General features: G+C 41.5%; 14 protein-coding genes. 7 read left to right on the forward strand and 7 right to left on the reverse strand.

From position 1 onward, the window contains the following. The 3 genes from MTT29_RS02940 to MTT29_RS02950 are packed head-to-tail and all read right to left on the reverse strand — an operon-like array spanning position 1 to position 2,140. Positions 1-927 carry a cation diffusion facilitator family transporter gene (locus tag MTT29_RS02940; RefSeq protein WP_429799710.1) on the reverse strand — a complete coding sequence of 309 codons (927 nt, stop codon included), beginning with the start codon at positions 925-927 and terminating at the stop codon, positions 1-3. Positions 928-929: 2 nt separating this feature from the next. Next, on the reverse strand, positions 930-1,898 hold the full coding sequence (locus MTT29_RS02945; protein ID WP_429799711.1) for an agmatine deiminase family protein: 969 nt from the start codon (positions 1,896-1,898) through the stop codon (positions 930-932). Then, on the reverse strand, positions 1,895-2,140 hold the full coding sequence (locus MTT29_RS02950) for a CBU_0592 family membrane protein (RefSeq protein ID WP_429799712.1): 246 nt from the start codon (positions 2,138-2,140) through the stop codon (positions 1,895-1,897). Before MTT29_RS02950 ends, MTT29_RS02945 begins: the two co-directional genes overlap by 4 nt. Before the next feature lie 109 nt (positions 2,141-2,249). On the opposite strand from MTT29_RS02950, the gene MTT29_RS02955 reads away from it, so the two are divergent. The 5 genes from MTT29_RS02955 (at position 2,250) to MTT29_RS02975 (ending at position 5,580) form a co-directional block, all read left to right on the forward strand. After that, positions 2,250-2,903, forward strand: coding sequence for an amino acid ABC transporter permease (locus MTT29_RS02955; RefSeq protein WP_429799713.1), 654 nt, complete (start codon positions 2,250-2,252; stop codon positions 2,901-2,903). After that, entirely contained in the window at positions 2,890-3,558 is a 669-nt protein-coding gene (locus MTT29_RS02960; RefSeq protein ID WP_103585793.1) for an amino acid ABC transporter permease, read from the forward strand. The genes MTT29_RS02955 and MTT29_RS02960 overlap by 14 nt, the downstream gene beginning before the upstream one ends. A gap of 1 nt (position 3,559) precedes the next feature. Beyond that, entirely contained in the window at positions 3,560-4,297 is a 738-nt protein-coding gene (locus tag MTT29_RS02965; RefSeq protein ID WP_429799714.1) for an amino acid ABC transporter ATP-binding protein, read from the forward strand. Between the two features lie 90 nt (positions 4,298-4,387). Then, entirely contained in the window at positions 4,388-5,245 is an 858-nt protein-coding gene (locus MTT29_RS02970; RefSeq protein ID WP_429799715.1) for a transporter substrate-binding domain-containing protein, read from the forward strand. A 20-nt stretch (positions 5,246-5,265) separates the two neighbouring features. Then, a complete protein-coding gene (locus MTT29_RS02975; RefSeq protein ID WP_429799716.1) occupies positions 5,266-5,580 on the forward strand; it encodes a TfoX/Sxy family protein in 315 nt (104 codons plus the stop codon). Between the two features lie 67 nt (positions 5,581-5,647). On the opposite strand, the gene MTT29_RS02980 is transcribed toward MTT29_RS02975, so the two are convergent. The 3 genes from MTT29_RS02980 to groES all read right to left on the reverse strand — a co-directional run bounded on the left by MTT29_RS02980 (position 5,648) and on the right by groES (position 9,057). Further along, positions 5,648-7,015, reverse strand: a complete 1,368-nt coding sequence (locus MTT29_RS02980; protein WP_429799717.1) for a phosphomannomutase/phosphoglucomutase — start codon at positions 7,013-7,015, stop codon at positions 5,648-5,650. A gap of 129 nt (positions 7,016-7,144) precedes the next feature. Further along, positions 7,145-8,779 carry a chaperonin GroEL gene (groL, locus tag MTT29_RS02985; protein WP_021085219.1) on the reverse strand — a complete coding sequence of 545 codons (1,635 nt, stop codon included), beginning with the start codon at positions 8,777-8,779 and terminating at the stop codon, positions 7,145-7,147. A 17-nt stretch (positions 8,780-8,796) separates the two neighbouring features. Next, a complete protein-coding gene (groES, locus tag MTT29_RS02990) occupies positions 8,797-9,057 on the reverse strand; it encodes a co-chaperone GroES (protein WP_002940431.1) in 261 nt (86 codons plus the stop codon). Between the two features lie 168 nt (positions 9,058-9,225). Between groES and MTT29_RS02995 the strand changes: the two genes are divergently transcribed. After that, positions 9,226-11,769 (forward strand): tryptophanyl-tRNA synthetase, encoded by a 2,544-nt coding sequence (locus tag MTT29_RS02995; RefSeq protein ID WP_429799718.1) that lies wholly within the window; start codon positions 9,226-9,228, stop codon positions 11,767-11,769. Further along, positions 11,770-12,930, forward strand: a complete 1,161-nt coding sequence (locus MTT29_RS03000; RefSeq protein ID WP_429799719.1) for an MFS transporter — start codon at positions 11,770-11,772, stop codon at positions 12,928-12,930. It abuts the gene before it with no gap. Positions 12,931-13,676: 746 nt separating this feature from the next. On the opposite strand, the gene uvrB is transcribed toward MTT29_RS03000, so the two are convergent. Next, positions 13,677-15,653 carry an excinuclease ABC subunit UvrB gene (gene uvrB / locus MTT29_RS03005; protein WP_429799720.1) on the reverse strand — a complete coding sequence of 659 codons (1,977 nt, stop codon included), beginning with the start codon at positions 15,651-15,653 and terminating at the stop codon, positions 13,677-13,679. Positions 15,654-15,671 lie beyond the last annotated feature (18 nt).

A 15,671-nucleotide genomic window follows, 5' to 3' on the forward strand; every position in this document is an offset into this window, starting at 1 on the left:
TCATCTCCCTTCTTTGTCGTTATATGGGTCTAAATGCGTGGTTATCTGCCACGAAAATTCCTTAAATTTCTCTCTTATCTCAGCTTCAAGCGAGTCGGCCACCTCGTGCGCGTCGTAAAGCGAGATATCTTTGTCAAAAACTAAATGCAGCGTTAAAAATATGGTATTTGCGCTCTGTCTTGTATTTAGGTAGTGAAAGTCTGAAATCCTCTGCTTAGCCTTTATCATCTTGATGATCTCAGCTGTGACCTCAGGGCTTGCTGCGTGATCTAGCAAGACACCAAGGGCGTCTTTGCCAAGACTTATGGCGCTTTGAGCGATGTAGCCACTTATCACGATACCAAAGATCGCATCTATCATCACAAATCCGCTAAATTTAATGATAAGCAGCGAGATGATGACTGCTAGGTTGCTAAAAAGGTCGATCTTATAGTGCAGCGCGTCTGCTTTTATGATAAGGTTGCCACTTTTTTTAGAAATTTGGTTTAAAAATAGCACCAAACATAACGTCACCACAACCGAAAATACCATCACACCAAGGCTTAAGCCAAGGTCTATCTCTAAATTTGGCTCGCTAAATTTCTTAATGCTCTCATAAAAGATAAAACCTGCCGCTAACACGATGATAACACACTCAAATAGCGCTGCTAACGCCTCTAGCTTTGTGTAGCCAAAGTTAAATTTCTCATCGGCTTGCTTTCTTGACTTTCTAAGCGCAAATAAATTTAAAAGTGAGACAATAAAATCAAGCATCGAATCTATCGCCGAGCCAAGCACAGCGACCGAACCACTAAAAAGCCCAGCTGCAAATTTCACAAGTGCAAGCAAAAAGGCGCAAGCTCCCGCTGCGATGACGGCCTTATTTTCGCCCTGCGTGCACTCCTGCTTATTTATGCGGTTAAACTCATAATCAAACGGACTTGACAAGGCTAAGCCCTCTTGTATCTATTTTGGCTTGAGCAGTGAAGCGAGCCATTTTGACGAACAAAAACTAGCGAATTTACACCGATGATCTTTCTACCTGGCAGTGCTTGGGCAAGTAAATTTAGCACCTTTTCATCGTTCTCGTCGTTATATGTTGGCACGATTAGCGCACCATTTATAAAGATAAAGTTTGCATAGGTACAGCCAAGCCTTTTACCATCATAAAATTTAGGCTTAGGAAGTGGCAGAGCAAGTAGCTTAAAGCCAGTTTTTTTAAGCTCATCCTCCATCCTTTTTAGCTCATCAAAGTGCTCATCGCTCTTGTCATCGCAAGCTGCGTAAGCGATAGTATCAGGCGTGATAAAACGCGCTAAAGTATCGATGTGACTATCTGTGTCATCGCCTTTTATAAAGCCATTTTCAAGCCAGATGATACGCTTTAGACCAAATAAATTTTTAAGCTTCTCCTCAATCTGCTCTTTGCTAAGTGCTTTGTTTCTATTTTCATTTAGTAGGCATTTTGTGGTGGTTAAAAGCACGCTATCTCCGTTAAACTCGACGCTTCCGCCCTCTAGTATCATATCAACAGGCTCAAGCTTAGTTTTATAAATTTTAGATAGCTCTAAATTTATCGCATCATCTTTTGAGCTCTTAAATTTACCGCCCCAAGCGTTAAATTTAAAGTCATAGCTCTTTACACCGTCTTTGGTGCAAACGTCGATCATACCGTAGTCTCTGATCCAAGTATCGTCAGTATCTAGCTTAACAAACTCTACATTTTTAAATTTCTTAAACCTAGCAAAATTTGCCTCATCAGGGCAGATGAGCACCACCTTTTCAAAGGGCGTAACAGCAGCCACAAGCTCCTCATAGCCCGCCAAAATCTCCTCTAAATAAGGCTCCCAGTCGCTCTTACTATGTGGCAGCGATAAAAACAAAAGCTCCTGCTCTTCCCACTCTGCATACGCTCTCACGCTCTCTCCTTGTAAATTTTATAAATTCCATAAATCGTAATGATTATCCAAAAGACCTCTATCAAAAATGAACCGAGATTAAAATGCACAAAAAGCGAGATGATGAGTAGTATAGCGCCTGCTAAATTTATTATCTGATAGGCTAGATCGCGGCTATTTAGGCGGCCGATCTGAAGCAAAAAGTAGCCCATCACGATGCAAATCATCCCTAAAAAACCGATGATCTGAAAAAGATCGATCAAATTTTATCCTTTTTGTAAGCTTAAATTTAAAGCGTGATCATATCTAATTAGTTTTAAATTTATGATTATGGGATAAAATATCTCCATTTTTCAGATTGGATTAATGTTTATGGATTTTGAGTTTATTGAGAAATTTTACCCCCTTTTTGTAAAAGCTGGGGTGCTCACCTGTCAGATCGCCTTTTTGGGGATCGTTTTTTCTATTTTGATAGGCATTTTTTGTATGGCTGTGAAATTTTACAAGCTAAAATTTCTCGCAAAACTAGTTGATTGCTACGTTGAGCTTTCAAGAAACACGCCGCTTCTTATCCAGCTCTTCTTTTTATACTACGGCCTGCCAAAGCTTGGGGTGTCGATGAGCGGCTTTACCTGTGCGGTTGCAGGGCTTAGCTTTCTTGGTGGCAGCTATATGAGCGAGAGCTTTAGGCTTGGCTTTGAGGCGGTTAGAAGGTCGCAGATAGAAGCAGGACTTAGTATCGCACTTAGCAAAAACCAGCTCTTAAGATATGTCATCTTGCCACAAGCCTTTAGCGTGGCACTTCCAAGCATCAGCGCAAACGTCATATTTTTACTAAAAGAAACCAGCATCGTTAGCATCGTAGCGCTTGCTGATCTAGTCTATGTCGCAAAAGATCTCATCGGACTTTACTACAAGACAGATGAGGCGCTTTTTATGCTGGTTATTAGCTATCTTGTCATCATCTTGCCAGTCTCGCTGGCGCTTAGCTACGTCGAAAAAAGGGTGAGAAATGCAAGGAGTTAGTATTTTATTTGACACGCAAAATTTACTAAGACTGCTTGAAGGTCTTGTAGTAAGCACTGAAATTTCACTCATCTCTATCATCATCTCTGTCATCGGCGGACTCATACTTGGCGTTTTGATGAGTATGAAAAACAAATTTATCTATTTTGTTTTAAAAATTTGCCTCGAGATCGTGCGTATCATGCCTCAGATCGTCTGGCTATTTTTATTTTATTTTGGCGTTAGCAAGGCTTTTGGACTGCATATCTCGGCATTTACCGCCTCGCTCATAGTCTTTAGCCTTTGGGGCGTTTTTGAGATGATGGATATCGTGCGAGGAGCGATCACCTCGATACCAAAGCACCAGTTTGAGTCAGCCGCTTCACTTGGACTTAGCAAATTTCAAATTTACTTTTATGTCATCATCCCGCTTGCTACAAGAAGGCTGGTGCCTGGAGCTGTAAATTTACTAAGCCGTATGATAAAAACAACCTCTATCGTCGTTCTAATCGGCGTTGTCGAGGTAGTCAAAGTCGGCCAGCAGATCATCGAGCGAAATGTATTTACAAATCCTATGGCGCCATTTTGGATATACACGCTCATATTCTTTTTATATTTTGCGATCTGCTATCCAGTCTCAAAACTATCAAAAAAACTAGAAGAAAAATGGAGCTAAAATGAGCGAAAATATCTTAGAACTTAAAAAAATAAATAAATTTTATGGAGAGCTTCACGCCTTAAAAGATATAAATTTAGAGGTTAAAAGCGGCGAAGTGGTCGTGCTTCTTGGACCATCAGGCTGTGGCAAGAGCACAACTCTTAGGTGCATAAACGGCCTTGAGAGCATAGCAAGCGGCGAGATCATCATAGATAGCGAAGTGATAGACGCTAAATTTAAAGAGTGGCAAAGGATCCGCCAAAAGGTCGGTATGGTCTTTCAAAGCTACGAGCTCTTTGACCATATGAACGTCATCGATAACGTCCTTCTTGGGCCTTTAAAGGTGCAAAAAAGAGATAGGGCCGAGGCTGAAAAGACGGCTGATATGTGGCTAAGCAAGGTTGGGCTACTTGATAAGAAATTTGCCTATCCAAAGGAGCTAAGCGGCGGTCAAAAGCAGCGCATAGCGATAGTAAGAAGCCTTTGTTTAAACCCTGAGATCATGCTATTTGACGAGGTTACGGCAGCACTTGATCCAGAGATCGTTAGAGAAGTGCTTGATGTGATACTAAATTTAGCCAAAGATGGCATGACGATGTTAATAGTCACTCACGAGATGAGCTTTGCAAGAGCAGTTGCAAATAAGATCGTATTTATGGACGCTGGAGCGATCGTGGAGATCAGCGAGCCAGAGGAGTTTTTTACTAATCCAAAAAGCGAGCGAGCAAAGAAATTTCTAAATTTATTCTCATTTTAGAAAAAATAAGAGATAATTTGCCTGTTTTCAAAATGCGTTTAGAGCGAGATTTAACCGCTCTTATTTACTAAATTTTCTAAAGGAGAAAGAGTGAGAAAATTTAAATTTTTCTTATTAGCATTAGTCGCTACCGTCTTTCTAACGGGTTGTGGTGATGACAAAGGTGCGGACAAAGCGGCCGCTTCAAATCAAACTGACGCTATCGCGAAGATCAAAGAGCGTGGATATGTAAGGATAGGCGTTTTCAGTGACAAACCGCCATTTGGCTACGTCGATAAAGACGGCAAAAACCAAGGCTATGACATCTATTTTGCAAAACGCATCGCAAAAGACTTGCTTGGCGATGAGAGCAAGGTCAAATTTGAGCTAGTCGAGGCTGCTGGCAGGGTTGAAGTGCTCACAGCTGACAAGGTCGATATCACGCTTGCAAATTTCACAAAGACGCCTGAGCGTGCGCAAGTTGTTGATTTTGCACTTCCATATATGAAGGTCTCTCTTGGCATCGTTAGTCCTGAGGGCGCTGTGATAAAGAGCGTCGATGAGCTAAAAGATAAAACACTAATCGTCAACAAAGGCACAACCGCAGACGCATTTTTTACAAAAAATTATCCTGATATCAAGCTTTTAAAATACGATCAAAACACCGAAACTTTCGCAGCTTTGGTTGATAAAAGAGGTGCGGCTCTAGCGCATGATAACGCCCTACTTTTTGCCTGGGCGAAAGAGACTCCTGGCTTTGTCGTAGGCGTTGAAGCGCTTGGTGATGTGGATGTGATAGCTCCAGCTGTCAAAAAAGTCAACAAAGCCTTGCTTGAGTGGCTAAATAACGAGATCATCGAGCTTGGAAAAGAAAATTTCTTCCACAAAGACTATGATGCAACGTTAAAACCAATCTATGGCGACAGCGTAAATCCTGAATCTCTAGTCGTCGAAGGCGGCAAACTCTAAATTCAAAGTGAGTGATCATAGTGAATGAATTTAATGAATATGTTCGCGATAGATTTTCTAAATTCGGCGATATTGTCATAAAATCCATGATGGGTGGATACCTTGTATATTTTAACGGTAAACTGATAGGTGACATTTGTAATAATGAACTGTTTTTAAAGAGAACGCCGACATCGGACAGACTTCTTGCAGACTCAGAACTACGTTATCCTTATAATGACTCAAAGACGTTAATGCATGTATTCGAGAAATTTGAGGATGCGAATTTGATTGGAGAATTGTTGCGTGGCATGTATGCGGAACTGCCCGAAAAGAAACCAGCAAAAGCCAGATAAGTTGGATGTTTAAATAAAAATTTGAAAAGCATTTTGGAGTAAATTTAACCCAAAATGCTTTTATTGGCTACATCAAGCTCTTTAGCAATTTTGTCACTTTTTGCTCGATCTCTTCTAAAAATTCCTTGCTCTTAGCTTCAAATCTAGTAACAATGATCGGCGTTGTATTTGACGCACGCACTAGCGCCCAGCCATTTTCAAACTGAATCCTAATGCCATCAATGTCGATGATATTTTTTATCTTTGGCAGGTAGCAGCTCTCGTTTTTCACGCACTCTTTTAGCTTGGCTACTATCTTAAATTTAGCCTCGTCAGTCGTCTTTATCTTGATCTCATCGGTGCTAAAGACAAGTGGCATCTTATCGAGCTCTCCGTCAAGGTCAAAGCCTTTATGAACTAGCTCAAGTACCCTCATCATCGCATAAAGCGCATCGTCAAAGCCAAAATAGCGCTCTTTAAAGAATATATGACCGCTCACTTCAGCCGCGAGATCTACGTTTAGCTCTTTCATCATCTTTTTAATGTTGCTATGCCCGGTCTTACCCATGAAAACTTCGCCGATTTTTGCGATCTCATCATACATATTTTGTGAGCATTTTACCTCACCAAGCACCTTTGGATGTTTCATATTTAGCGCATAAAGATAGGCTAGCTCATCGCCTTTTATATCTCTTTTTGGAGTTATCACGGCGATCCTGTCACCATCTCCGTCAAAGCCAAATCCAAGGTCAAATTCTTTTTTTTCGATGAGTGAAAATATCTCTTTTAAATTCTCTTTTTCGCTTGGGTCTGGGTGGTGATTTGGGAAATTTCCGTCTGGATCTTCATATAAAATTTTCGCATTTAGCCCAAGTGCCTTGACGATAGGCACCAAGCTCACGCCAACAGCGCCATTTGCGCAGTCGATGACAAAAGGCTTTTTGAAATTTTTAAGCTCACTAAATTCTTTTACAAAAAACTCAACGTATTTTTCTAAGATATTAAATTTCTCACAGCTCTCATCGTCTGCGATCTCTAAATTTGAGGCGATTATCTCATTCACCTTATCTTTTAAAATTTGCAGATCTTTACCAAAGAAACTATCTTTTTTAATGGTGATCTTAAAGCCGTTATAATCTTTTGGATTATGAGAGCCCGTGATCATGATGTTTGCGTCAAAATAATCTGCATAAACGCTAAAGTAGCCAACAGGAGTTGGTAGCAAGCCGATGTTGTAAATTTTAAAGCCACCAGCCTTGTTTAGGCCACTTAACAGATACCTAAAAAGCGTGCTAGCACTAAGCCTTGCGTCAAAGCCAACGCTTAAAGTTTTCACGCCAAATTCGTTAAATTTCTTGCCTAAAGCGAGCCCTATAGCCTTGACGCTATCTTCTGTCAAGTCCTTTTCATAAATGCCGCGGATGTCGTATTCTCTAAAAATTTCATCATATTTCATTGTAAATTCTCCCTGAAAGAATGCAAAAATGATACAAGAATAAATTTAAAAAGGAGTAAATAGTTTTATAAATTTAGTGAGATTAAAATTTAAATTCGAGCTAGAAAAGCTCTAGCTCGAAAAGGGCTACTACATCATGCCGCCCATGCCACCCATTCCGCCCATGTCAGGCATTGCAGGCATTGCTTTTTCTTCTTTTATCTCGCTGATAGTTGCTTCAGTCGTTAGTAGCAAGCTAGCCACGCTAACAGCATTTTGAAGCGCAACTCTCTCAACCTTAACTGGGTCGATGATACCAGCTTCAAACATATTTACATATTCGCCGGTTGCAGCGTTAAAGCCAAAATTTGCATCTTTGCTTGTCTCAACTGCATTTGCTACTACGCCTGCGTCAAAGCCAGCGTTCTCAGCGATTTGACGAAGTGGAGCACGAAGCGCTCTTCTAACGATCTCAGCACCGATTGCCTCATCGCCTTGTAAATTTAAATTTACGCTCTTTGAAGCGAGGATAAGAGCTGAACCACCGCCTACTACGATGCCCTCTTCTACAGCTGCACGAGTAGCGCTTAGAGCGTCATCTACGCGGTCTTTTTTCTCCTTCATCTCAGTCTCAGTCGCAGCACCTACTTTGATAACTGCCACGCCGCCACTTAGTTTTGCAAGGCGCTCTTGAAGTTTTTCTTTATCATAGTCGCTTGTAGTCTCAGCGATTTGTGCTTTGATCTGAGTGATTCTAGCGTCTATTGCTGACTTCTCGCCTGCACCATTTACGATAGTTGTGTTGTCTTTGTCGATAACTACACTTGAAGCTTGTCCAAGATCGTTTATACTAGCACTCTCAAGTGTTCTGCCTAACTCTTCGCTAATAACCTCGCCACCTGTTAAGATAGCGATATCTTCAAGCATCGCTTTTCTTCTGTCGCCAAAGCCAGGAGCTTTTACAGCTGAGATGTTTAGCACGCCACGAAGTTTATTTACAACAAGCGTTGCAAGTGCCTCGCCCTCGATATCTTCAGCGATGATTAGAAGTGGTTTGCCACTCTTTTGTACCTGCTCAAGCACTGGTAACAAATCTTTTAAATTTGTGATCTTCTTGTCAAATAGCAATATAAATGGATTGCTTAGCTCAACTTGCATCTTTTCAGGGTTTGTGATGAAGTATGGGCTTAGATATCCGCGGTCAAACTGCATACCCTCAACGACACTTAGCTCGTCTTGGATAGACTTTGCCTCTTCTACTGTTATGACGCCATCTTTGCCGACTTTCTCCATCGCATCAGCGATAAGTTTGCCGATGCTCTCGTCTGAGTTTGCAGAGATAGTAGCGATCTGCGCGATCTCTTTTGAGCCAGAAACTTTTTTAGAGATGTTTTTTAGTGCATCTATAAGAGCTGCCACTTCTTTATCCATGCCGCGTTTTACTTCGATAGGATTTGCGCCAGCAGTTACGTTTCTAAGACCCTCTTTAAATATTGCGTGAGCTAGCACAGTTGCTGTTGTAGTGCCGTCGCCTGCTTGGTCGTTTGTCTTGCTTGCTACTTCTCTAACTAGGCTTGCACCCATGTTTTCGATAGTATCTTTTAACTCAACTTCTTTAGCCACGCTAACGCCGTCTTTTGTGATGTTTGGAGCGCCAAAGCTCTTTTGGATAAGGACATTCCTGCCTCTTGGTCCCATTGTCACTTTCACAGCGTCATTTAGTTTTTTTACGCCCTCATATAGGCGGTTTCTTGCATCATCAGAGTAAAAAATTTCTTTTGCCATTGTCTTTCCTTTTTAAATTATTTAATCACGCCTAAAACGTCGTCGATGTTTAAAACAAGATATGTTTTATCATCCAAATTTACCTCAGTACCAGCGTATTTAGCAAATACTACTTTTTCGCCAACTTTTACGCCCTCAGCTTCAGCGCCAACTGCTTTTACCTCGCCGCTTAAAGGTTTTTCTTTTGCGTTATCAGGTATAATTATGCCCGAAGCTGTCGTCTTTGTCTCTTCTACGCGTTCGACTAGGACACGCTTGCCTAATGGTTGAAAGTTCATTGTTCATCCTTTTAGTTTAATTGTCTTTTTTAGCACTCTTTATTTTTGAGTGATGAAATGCTAGCATTTTTTTCTGAAAAAGTCAATAATTTATAGTGAATTTTATTAAAAACTTTAGTCTAAGTGACTAAAGTTTTATGATATATAAAACTAATATAAAGGAATTTTATGAAAAAAGTAGCTTACATAGTTGGCGCGCTTGTGCTCATAGTGGTTTGTATTTTTGGCCTTTTATTTAGCCCATTTGGGAGTAATTTTATCGCTGGCAAGATCGAAAAAGAGGCACTCGCTCGTGGTATTGATCTCAAATTTAAAGATTTTAGCCTAGGTTTTAGCACCTTAAATTTAGAAGCGACCGTGATGAACGCCATAAATTTAAAGGCAAATGGCGAGCTCTCCTTGCTTGCTCAAAGTATGAATTTAAATATAGATATAAACGCCGACAAGGTAAAGGCTAGCGAGCTTGGACTAAAAAAGGACGTCGCGCTTAAAGCAAACGTAGCTGGTAAATTTAGTGATTTTAAGGTAGTAGCAACTGGCACGGCGCTTGGCTCAAATATAAATTTAAACGCAAATTTAAAAGACTACCTACCAAAAGCTCTAAATCTTGACGCTAAAAATATCGAGCTTTCTGAGATCTCAGCTCTTGTGCAAAAGCCAAATTTAACTAGTGGCAAGCTTGATCTAACGAGCAATATGCAAGAGGTTGATGAGAAAAATAAGCCTATCATTAACGCTCAAATTTTAGCAAGCGATGCAGTGATAAACAAAGAAATTCTTAAAAACGAATTTGGACTAAATTTAGCAAAAGATATAAGCTTTAAAGGCGGTGTAAATGCTAAATTTGCAAATGAAAAAGTGAGCGCAAAAACCCTTATCATCGCACCAGAAGCCACTTTAAAAGCAAACGAGACGACCTATGATCTAGCTAGTAAAAATTTAAAGAGCGACTTTTCGCTAAATGTGCCTGATCTTGCGCTTTTTGGCAAGCTCTTAGGCGAGCAGCTAAGTGGCGCAGTGGATGCAAACGGCGAAATTACGATGCAAAAAAATGTCCTTAAAAACTTAAAAGCTGAGATAAATGGCCTTGGCGGAAAGATAAATGCAAATTTTGATAGTAAAAACTTAGCCCTAAATGCAGCTAGCATCAAGCTAAAAGAGCTTTTAGCACTTGCCTTGCAGCCAAACTACGCAGATGGGCAGATAAATTTAAATGCAAATTTTAGCGACTTTGACGAGCTAAAAAAGCTTGCAGGCGAGGCTAAATTTGAGATAAAAAACGGCCTTATAAATAATGGTCTTGCAAAGCTTAAAAATGCGGCTAAATTTGAACTAAAAGGTGATGCTGTCGCAAAGGGCGAGCTTGTAAATTTTGACGCAAATGTGCTTAGCGACCTTGGCGAGCTAAAGGATGTCAAGGGCGTTTATGACCTAAAAAACAGCCAAATTTTTAGCAAATTTGCCCTGCTCATTAGCGACCCTGAGAAATTTAAAGCGGTCAGTGGCTTTGAGGTGGGCTCAAAGATGGCGCTTGCGGGCGATGTGAAGGTTAAAGAGAGCAAGATAGATGAGCTAAATTTAGGCGGTGATGCCTTTGCTGGCAAGCTAAACGCCACCATAAAAAATGAAAATCTTGAGCTAGCCTTAAAAGAGGCGCAGCTGGGAGAGATCTTAGCGCTTAGCGGCAACGATAGGCTGGCAAATGCCAAGGCAAATGTCCAGGCAAAGGGGCAAAATATCTTTAGTAAAAGCCCAAGCGTCGCCGCAACGATCGCTTTAAATGAGGGTAAATTTAACGCCGCAGCGCTTAGCAAAATGCTTGATAAAAAATTCCCTGAAAATGAGAAATTTAGCTCAAATTTAAGTCTAGACTACAAAGGCGACGTAGCGAAATTTAATGGCGACTTTCTTAGCTCACTAGCTGATATAAAGGGCATAGATGGCAGTTTTGACGTGGGTAAAAGCACGCTAAGCTTAAAGCTTCAAGCGGTGGTTTCGGAGTTAAATAAGCTTGCGTTTTTAGCTGGCCGCGAGCTTCACGGTAAATTTGCAGCCCTCGTAACGGCAGAGGGCAAAGTGGATGATCTAAGCGTAAAAGCCACTTCAGATGATCTATTTAAGGGTAAACTAGAGGCAAACTACAAAGGTGGCTTGCTTGATGCGGTGCTAAAAAACTTCGAAGTCAAGGGCCTAACGCAGACTTTGGGGCTAGAGCATCTTTATGATGGCAACGGCGATGCTAAATTTGACTACGAGGCAAAGCAAAAGCTCGGCAAATTTGACATCTTGCTAAAAGAGGGCCACCTAGCCAACACAAATCTCACAAACAACATAAAAACCTTCACCGGTAAGGACATCACAAAAGAAATTTACAAAGACGGTAAAATTTACGGCGACATAAAGGGTGATAACGTTGTTTTTAACGTAAATTTAAGCTCGCCAAAGAGCGATATAAAGGTTACGGGCGGCACTTATAATACTGCGACAAAAATGCTTAATGCGCCGCTTGTTTGCAGGCTAGAAAAGACCGATCTAAACGTGCAAATTTCAGGCACGACAGACAAGCTAAAATACGACGTCAGATCGCAATATCTTGAAAATAAGGTCAAAAAGGAGATAGGTAGATTTTTAGACAAAAAACTAGGCGGCAAAGATAGCGACTCTAGCAGCGACAAGCAAAATTTAAAGGGGCTTTTAAAAGGGCTATTTTAGATGAAAAAGGCGGAAAATTTAAAGTATCTAATGGGGCTTGGGCACTTTTGTAGCGACATAAACCAAAGTGCCCTTGGCGCGATGCTACCCTTTTTCATCGCAAGCTACCACTACGACTACGCAACAGCTGCCTCGCTCGTGACCGCCACAAATTTAGCAAGCTCGCTCATCCAACCGCTTATCGGCCGCCTAAGCGACAAAAAAGAGCTGCCCTACGTCATCCCGCTTGGGCTACTGCTTGCAGGCGGGGGCATGAGCCTCACTGGCTTTGTGACAAACTACTACCTCATCTTGGTTTGCGTGATGATAAGCGGTATCGGTGCCGCACTCTTTCACCCAAGTGCCGCAAGGATCGTAAACTACGCCTCAAACGCCAAAAATAGAGCCAAAAGCATAAGTATATTTTCATTTGGAGGCAACGTCGGCTTTGCAGTTGGGCCCATTTTAGTCGCCGTTTTTGTGGGAAATTTTGGCCTAAAAGGGACGCTAGTCTTTATCATCCCTCAAATTTTTCTAACACTTTTATACCTTAAAAAGGGCAAATTTATAAAAGCGCTAGAAGGCAATCACAAAAAGCAAATTTCACAAAAAACAAGCGCTCTAAAAGACGATCTGGGCGCGTTTTTGAGGCTTTGTCTGTGTATATTTTCACGCTCTATCGTCGCTTTTGGCTTTGCGGCATTTTTTAGCATCTACCTCATCAAAATTTTTGATCTTAGTAAAGAGGCTGCAAATGTAAATTTAAGTATGTTTTTTGCTGCAGGTGCGATCTCTACGCTATTTGGCGGAGCTCTAGCTGATAGATACGGCCTAGTTAGGCTCATCAAAATAAGCCTAAGCATCGCCGCACCGCTAGTCGTGCTAATGCTCTTTATCGACAGCTACGCGCTATTTCTCGCGGCCTCCATGTGCGTGAGTGCCTGCATCAGCCTATCTTTTAGCCCCTCTATCGCCCTTGCACAGCTTTATCTGCCAAATCAAATCGGCCTAGCCTCTGGCGTAACGCTTGGTCTTAGCATAACAATCGGCGGTATATTTGCAACGGTCATCGGCAAGATCGCTGACATCTTTAGCCTAACGCACTCATTTTACTTTATCGCCGCAGTTTCGCTCATCTGCGCGGTTTCTAGCTACTTTTTAAAGCCGGTTAGCAAGATATAAATTTATAAAAATAGCTTGCCAACAATGTAGAGCAACGATAGACGCAGTCAAATTTCTCACCCATAGCGCTGATTTTGTAAATTTTACTTTTTGGGCTTTAAATTTGCTTGGTAGGTGAAATTTGATGTGATCTGAAATTTAGGCAAAACTTGCCAAAGAGAATAAGTTTTTTGCTTTTTTGCAAAGAGGTAGCAAGACTAAATTTAAAGATATAAAAAGCCAAGTCATGGTGCTTAGGTCGGCGGTATTTTGTAGTAGATTTAGATAGTCAGTAAATTTTAAAATTTTACAACCAAATATAAGGGCAAAGTATCTTGTAATGATCTTAAATGTTTTACTTCGCAAGTTCGCAACTGCAAGCAGAAACAAAGAAATTTTCGACCGAAGATAGAACATATAAGTTCAGCTCGTAAAAATTTAAGCCATCAAGACAAGAAAATTTTTGTTTTTTGCTTCGCCCTGCTCACAACGAGACTTCGCTACGAGGAGACAAGGCAAAATTTTACGATACGAATGATGGACTGAAAAATGGCAGTATTTTGTGATAGATTTAAATGTTGTGTAGTTTAGAATTTGGCAAAATAAAATAATAAAATCTAGCCCATCTAGTAACTTTAATCCATAAAGACAAGAAAATTTTTGTTTCAGACAAGGCGGATAAGCAAAAACAAGGGAGCGTATATATCATACGTGACCGAAGTTTGAAGCGATATCCAACGCAGTATAAAACAAAAAGGGCTTGTCTTTTAAAGCTTTCTCATCTTTGCTATTTCATCTCTTAGTGCCGCTGCCTTCTCAAACTCCAGCTGCGCCGCCGCTTCAAGCATCTGCTTTCTTAGCTCTTTTACTATCGCAGCCCGCTCGCTAGCTGGCATCTTCTCTAAATTTTTACCACGCTTGTAAATTTCACCATCATCTTCGACATGTAAGCTCTCTTCGATATTTCTGCTTGCAGAGTGTGGCGTGATGCCGTGAGCTTTGTTGTATTCATCTTGAAATTTACGCCTAGCAGTCGTCGTATCGATCGCCTCTTTCATCGAGTTGGTTATCTTTTTGGCAAACATTAGCACCTTGCCATTTACATTTCTAGCCGCTCGCCCCATCGTCTGTATAAGGCTCGTCGTAGAGCGTAAAAAGCCCTCTTTATCAGCGTCCATTATAGCTATCAGGCTCACTTCAGGCAGATCAAGCCCCTCACGGAGCAAATTTATGCCTATTAGCATATCAAATTCGCCGCTTCTAAGACCTCTAATGATCTCATTTCGCTCGATCGCGTCGATGTCTGAGTGCATATACTTGACCTTGACGCCAAGCTCGATGTAGTAGCGGCTTAGCTCCTCAGCCATCTTTTTAGTTAGCACCGTGACAAGCACACGCTCACCTCTAGCGATCACCGCCTTTGCCTCGTCAAATAGCGCCTCTACTTGATTGTCACTATCTTTTATCTCGATGATCGGATCAAGCAGCCCCGTAGGTCGCAAAATTTGCTCATAGACGTGGCCCTGGCTGATACCAAGCTCATACTCGTTTGGCGTGGCTGAGACAAAGAGAAATTTCGCCTTTTTGCTTATAAACTCGTCAAATTTAAGCGGCCTGTTGTCAAGTGCTGATGGCAAACGAAATCCATGCTCCACAAGCACCTCTTTACGGCTCCTATCACCCGCATACATGCCCCTAAACTGCGGCAAACTCACGTGGCTCTCATCGACGATGACCAGATAGTCCTCGCCACTTATCTCAAAGTAGTCAAACATCGAGTATGGCGTCTCTCCAGCCTTTTGACCGGTCAGATGTCGCGCGTAGTTTTCGATACCTTTACACATGCCAGTGCTCGCCATCATCTCAAGGTCAAATTCCACCCTTTGCTTTAGCCTCTGAGCTTCAACAAGCTTGCCCTGCTCGTTAAATTCTTTCAAACGCACGTCAAGCTCCTCTTCGATCTCCTTCATCGCGATCTTTAGCCTATCAGCGCCCACGATGAACTGGCTAGTGGCGTAAAGTGTAAATTTAGAGATATCCTTTAGCCTTTTGTTATCAAGCACGTCAAAATGATACATCGCATCGATCTCATCTCCGAAAAACTCGACCCTTAGGGCTTCATCGTTGTAATAAGCCGGATAAATATCCACCACATCGCCATTTACACGAAAGTCGCCCCTGTCAAAGTAGTTGTCATTGCGCTTATAGCCCATATCCACGAGCTGCTCTAAAAGCTTTCTTTGGCTTATCTTCTCGCCCACGCTAAGATATGCCACCATCCCTTTATACTCGCTTGGATTACCAAGGCCGTAGTTTGCAGAGACTGAGGCGACGCAAATGACGTCATCAAAGCTTAGCAAACTAGCCGTCGCAGAGAGACGCAGGCGCTCAAGCTCCTCATTTACCGAGCTATCCTTTTCTATATATAGGTCGCTTCGCGGGATATAGGCCTCTGGCTGGTAATAATCGTAGTAGCTTATGAAGTACTCAACGTGATTTTTTGGGAAAAAGCCCTTAAACTCACTATAAAGCTGAGCGGCAAGGGATTTGTTATGTGTCATGATGAGCGTTGGCATATTTAGCTCACGTATGACATTTGCCATGGTGAAGGTCTTGCCAGATCCTGTAACGCCCAGAAGTGTTTGATATTTATTGCCTGATTTTATACTTTTTACTATCTCTTTTATAGCTCTTGCTTGGTCGCTGCTTGGGCTAAATTTAGATGAAATTTCAAATTTACTCATTGTTTGCCTTTAAATTTG

The organism is Campylobacter concisus (assembly GCF_050447485.1).
In the GTDB taxonomy this organism is placed as follows: domain Bacteria; phylum Campylobacterota; class Campylobacteria; order Campylobacterales; family Campylobacteraceae; genus Campylobacter_A; species Campylobacter_A concisus_BQ.

Excerpts from the sequence above, each read along its gene's own strand:
- uvrB (WP_429799720.1), bottom strand. The coding sequence starts at position 15,653 with ATGAGTAAATTTGAAATTTCATCTAAATTTAGCCCAAGCAGCGACCAA.
- MTT29_RS02965 (WP_429799714.1), top strand. The coding sequence starts at position 3,560 with ATGAGCGAAAATATCTTAGAACTTAAAAAAATAAATAAATTTTATGGA.
- groL (WP_021085219.1), bottom strand. The coding sequence starts at position 8,779 with ATGGCAAAAGAAATTTTTTACTCTGATGATGCAAGAAACCGCCTATAT.
- MTT29_RS02995 (WP_429799718.1), top strand. The coding sequence starts at position 9,226 with ATGAAAAAAGTAGCTTACATAGTTGGCGCGCTTGTGCTCATAGTGGTT.
- MTT29_RS02955 (WP_429799713.1), top strand. The coding sequence starts at position 2,250 with ATGGATTTTGAGTTTATTGAGAAATTTTACCCCCTTTTTGTAAAAGCT.
- MTT29_RS02960 (WP_103585793.1), top strand. The coding sequence starts at position 2,890 with ATGCAAGGAGTTAGTATTTTATTTGACACGCAAAATTTACTAAGACTG.
- MTT29_RS02980 (WP_429799717.1), bottom strand. The coding sequence starts at position 7,015 with ATGAAATATGATGAAATTTTTAGAGAATACGACATCCGCGGCATTTAT.
- groES (WP_002940431.1), bottom strand. The coding sequence starts at position 9,057 with ATGAACTTTCAACCATTAGGCAAGCGTGTCCTAGTCGAACGCGTAGAA.
- MTT29_RS03000 (WP_429799719.1), top strand. The coding sequence starts at position 11,770 with ATGAAAAAGGCGGAAAATTTAAAGTATCTAATGGGGCTTGGGCACTTT.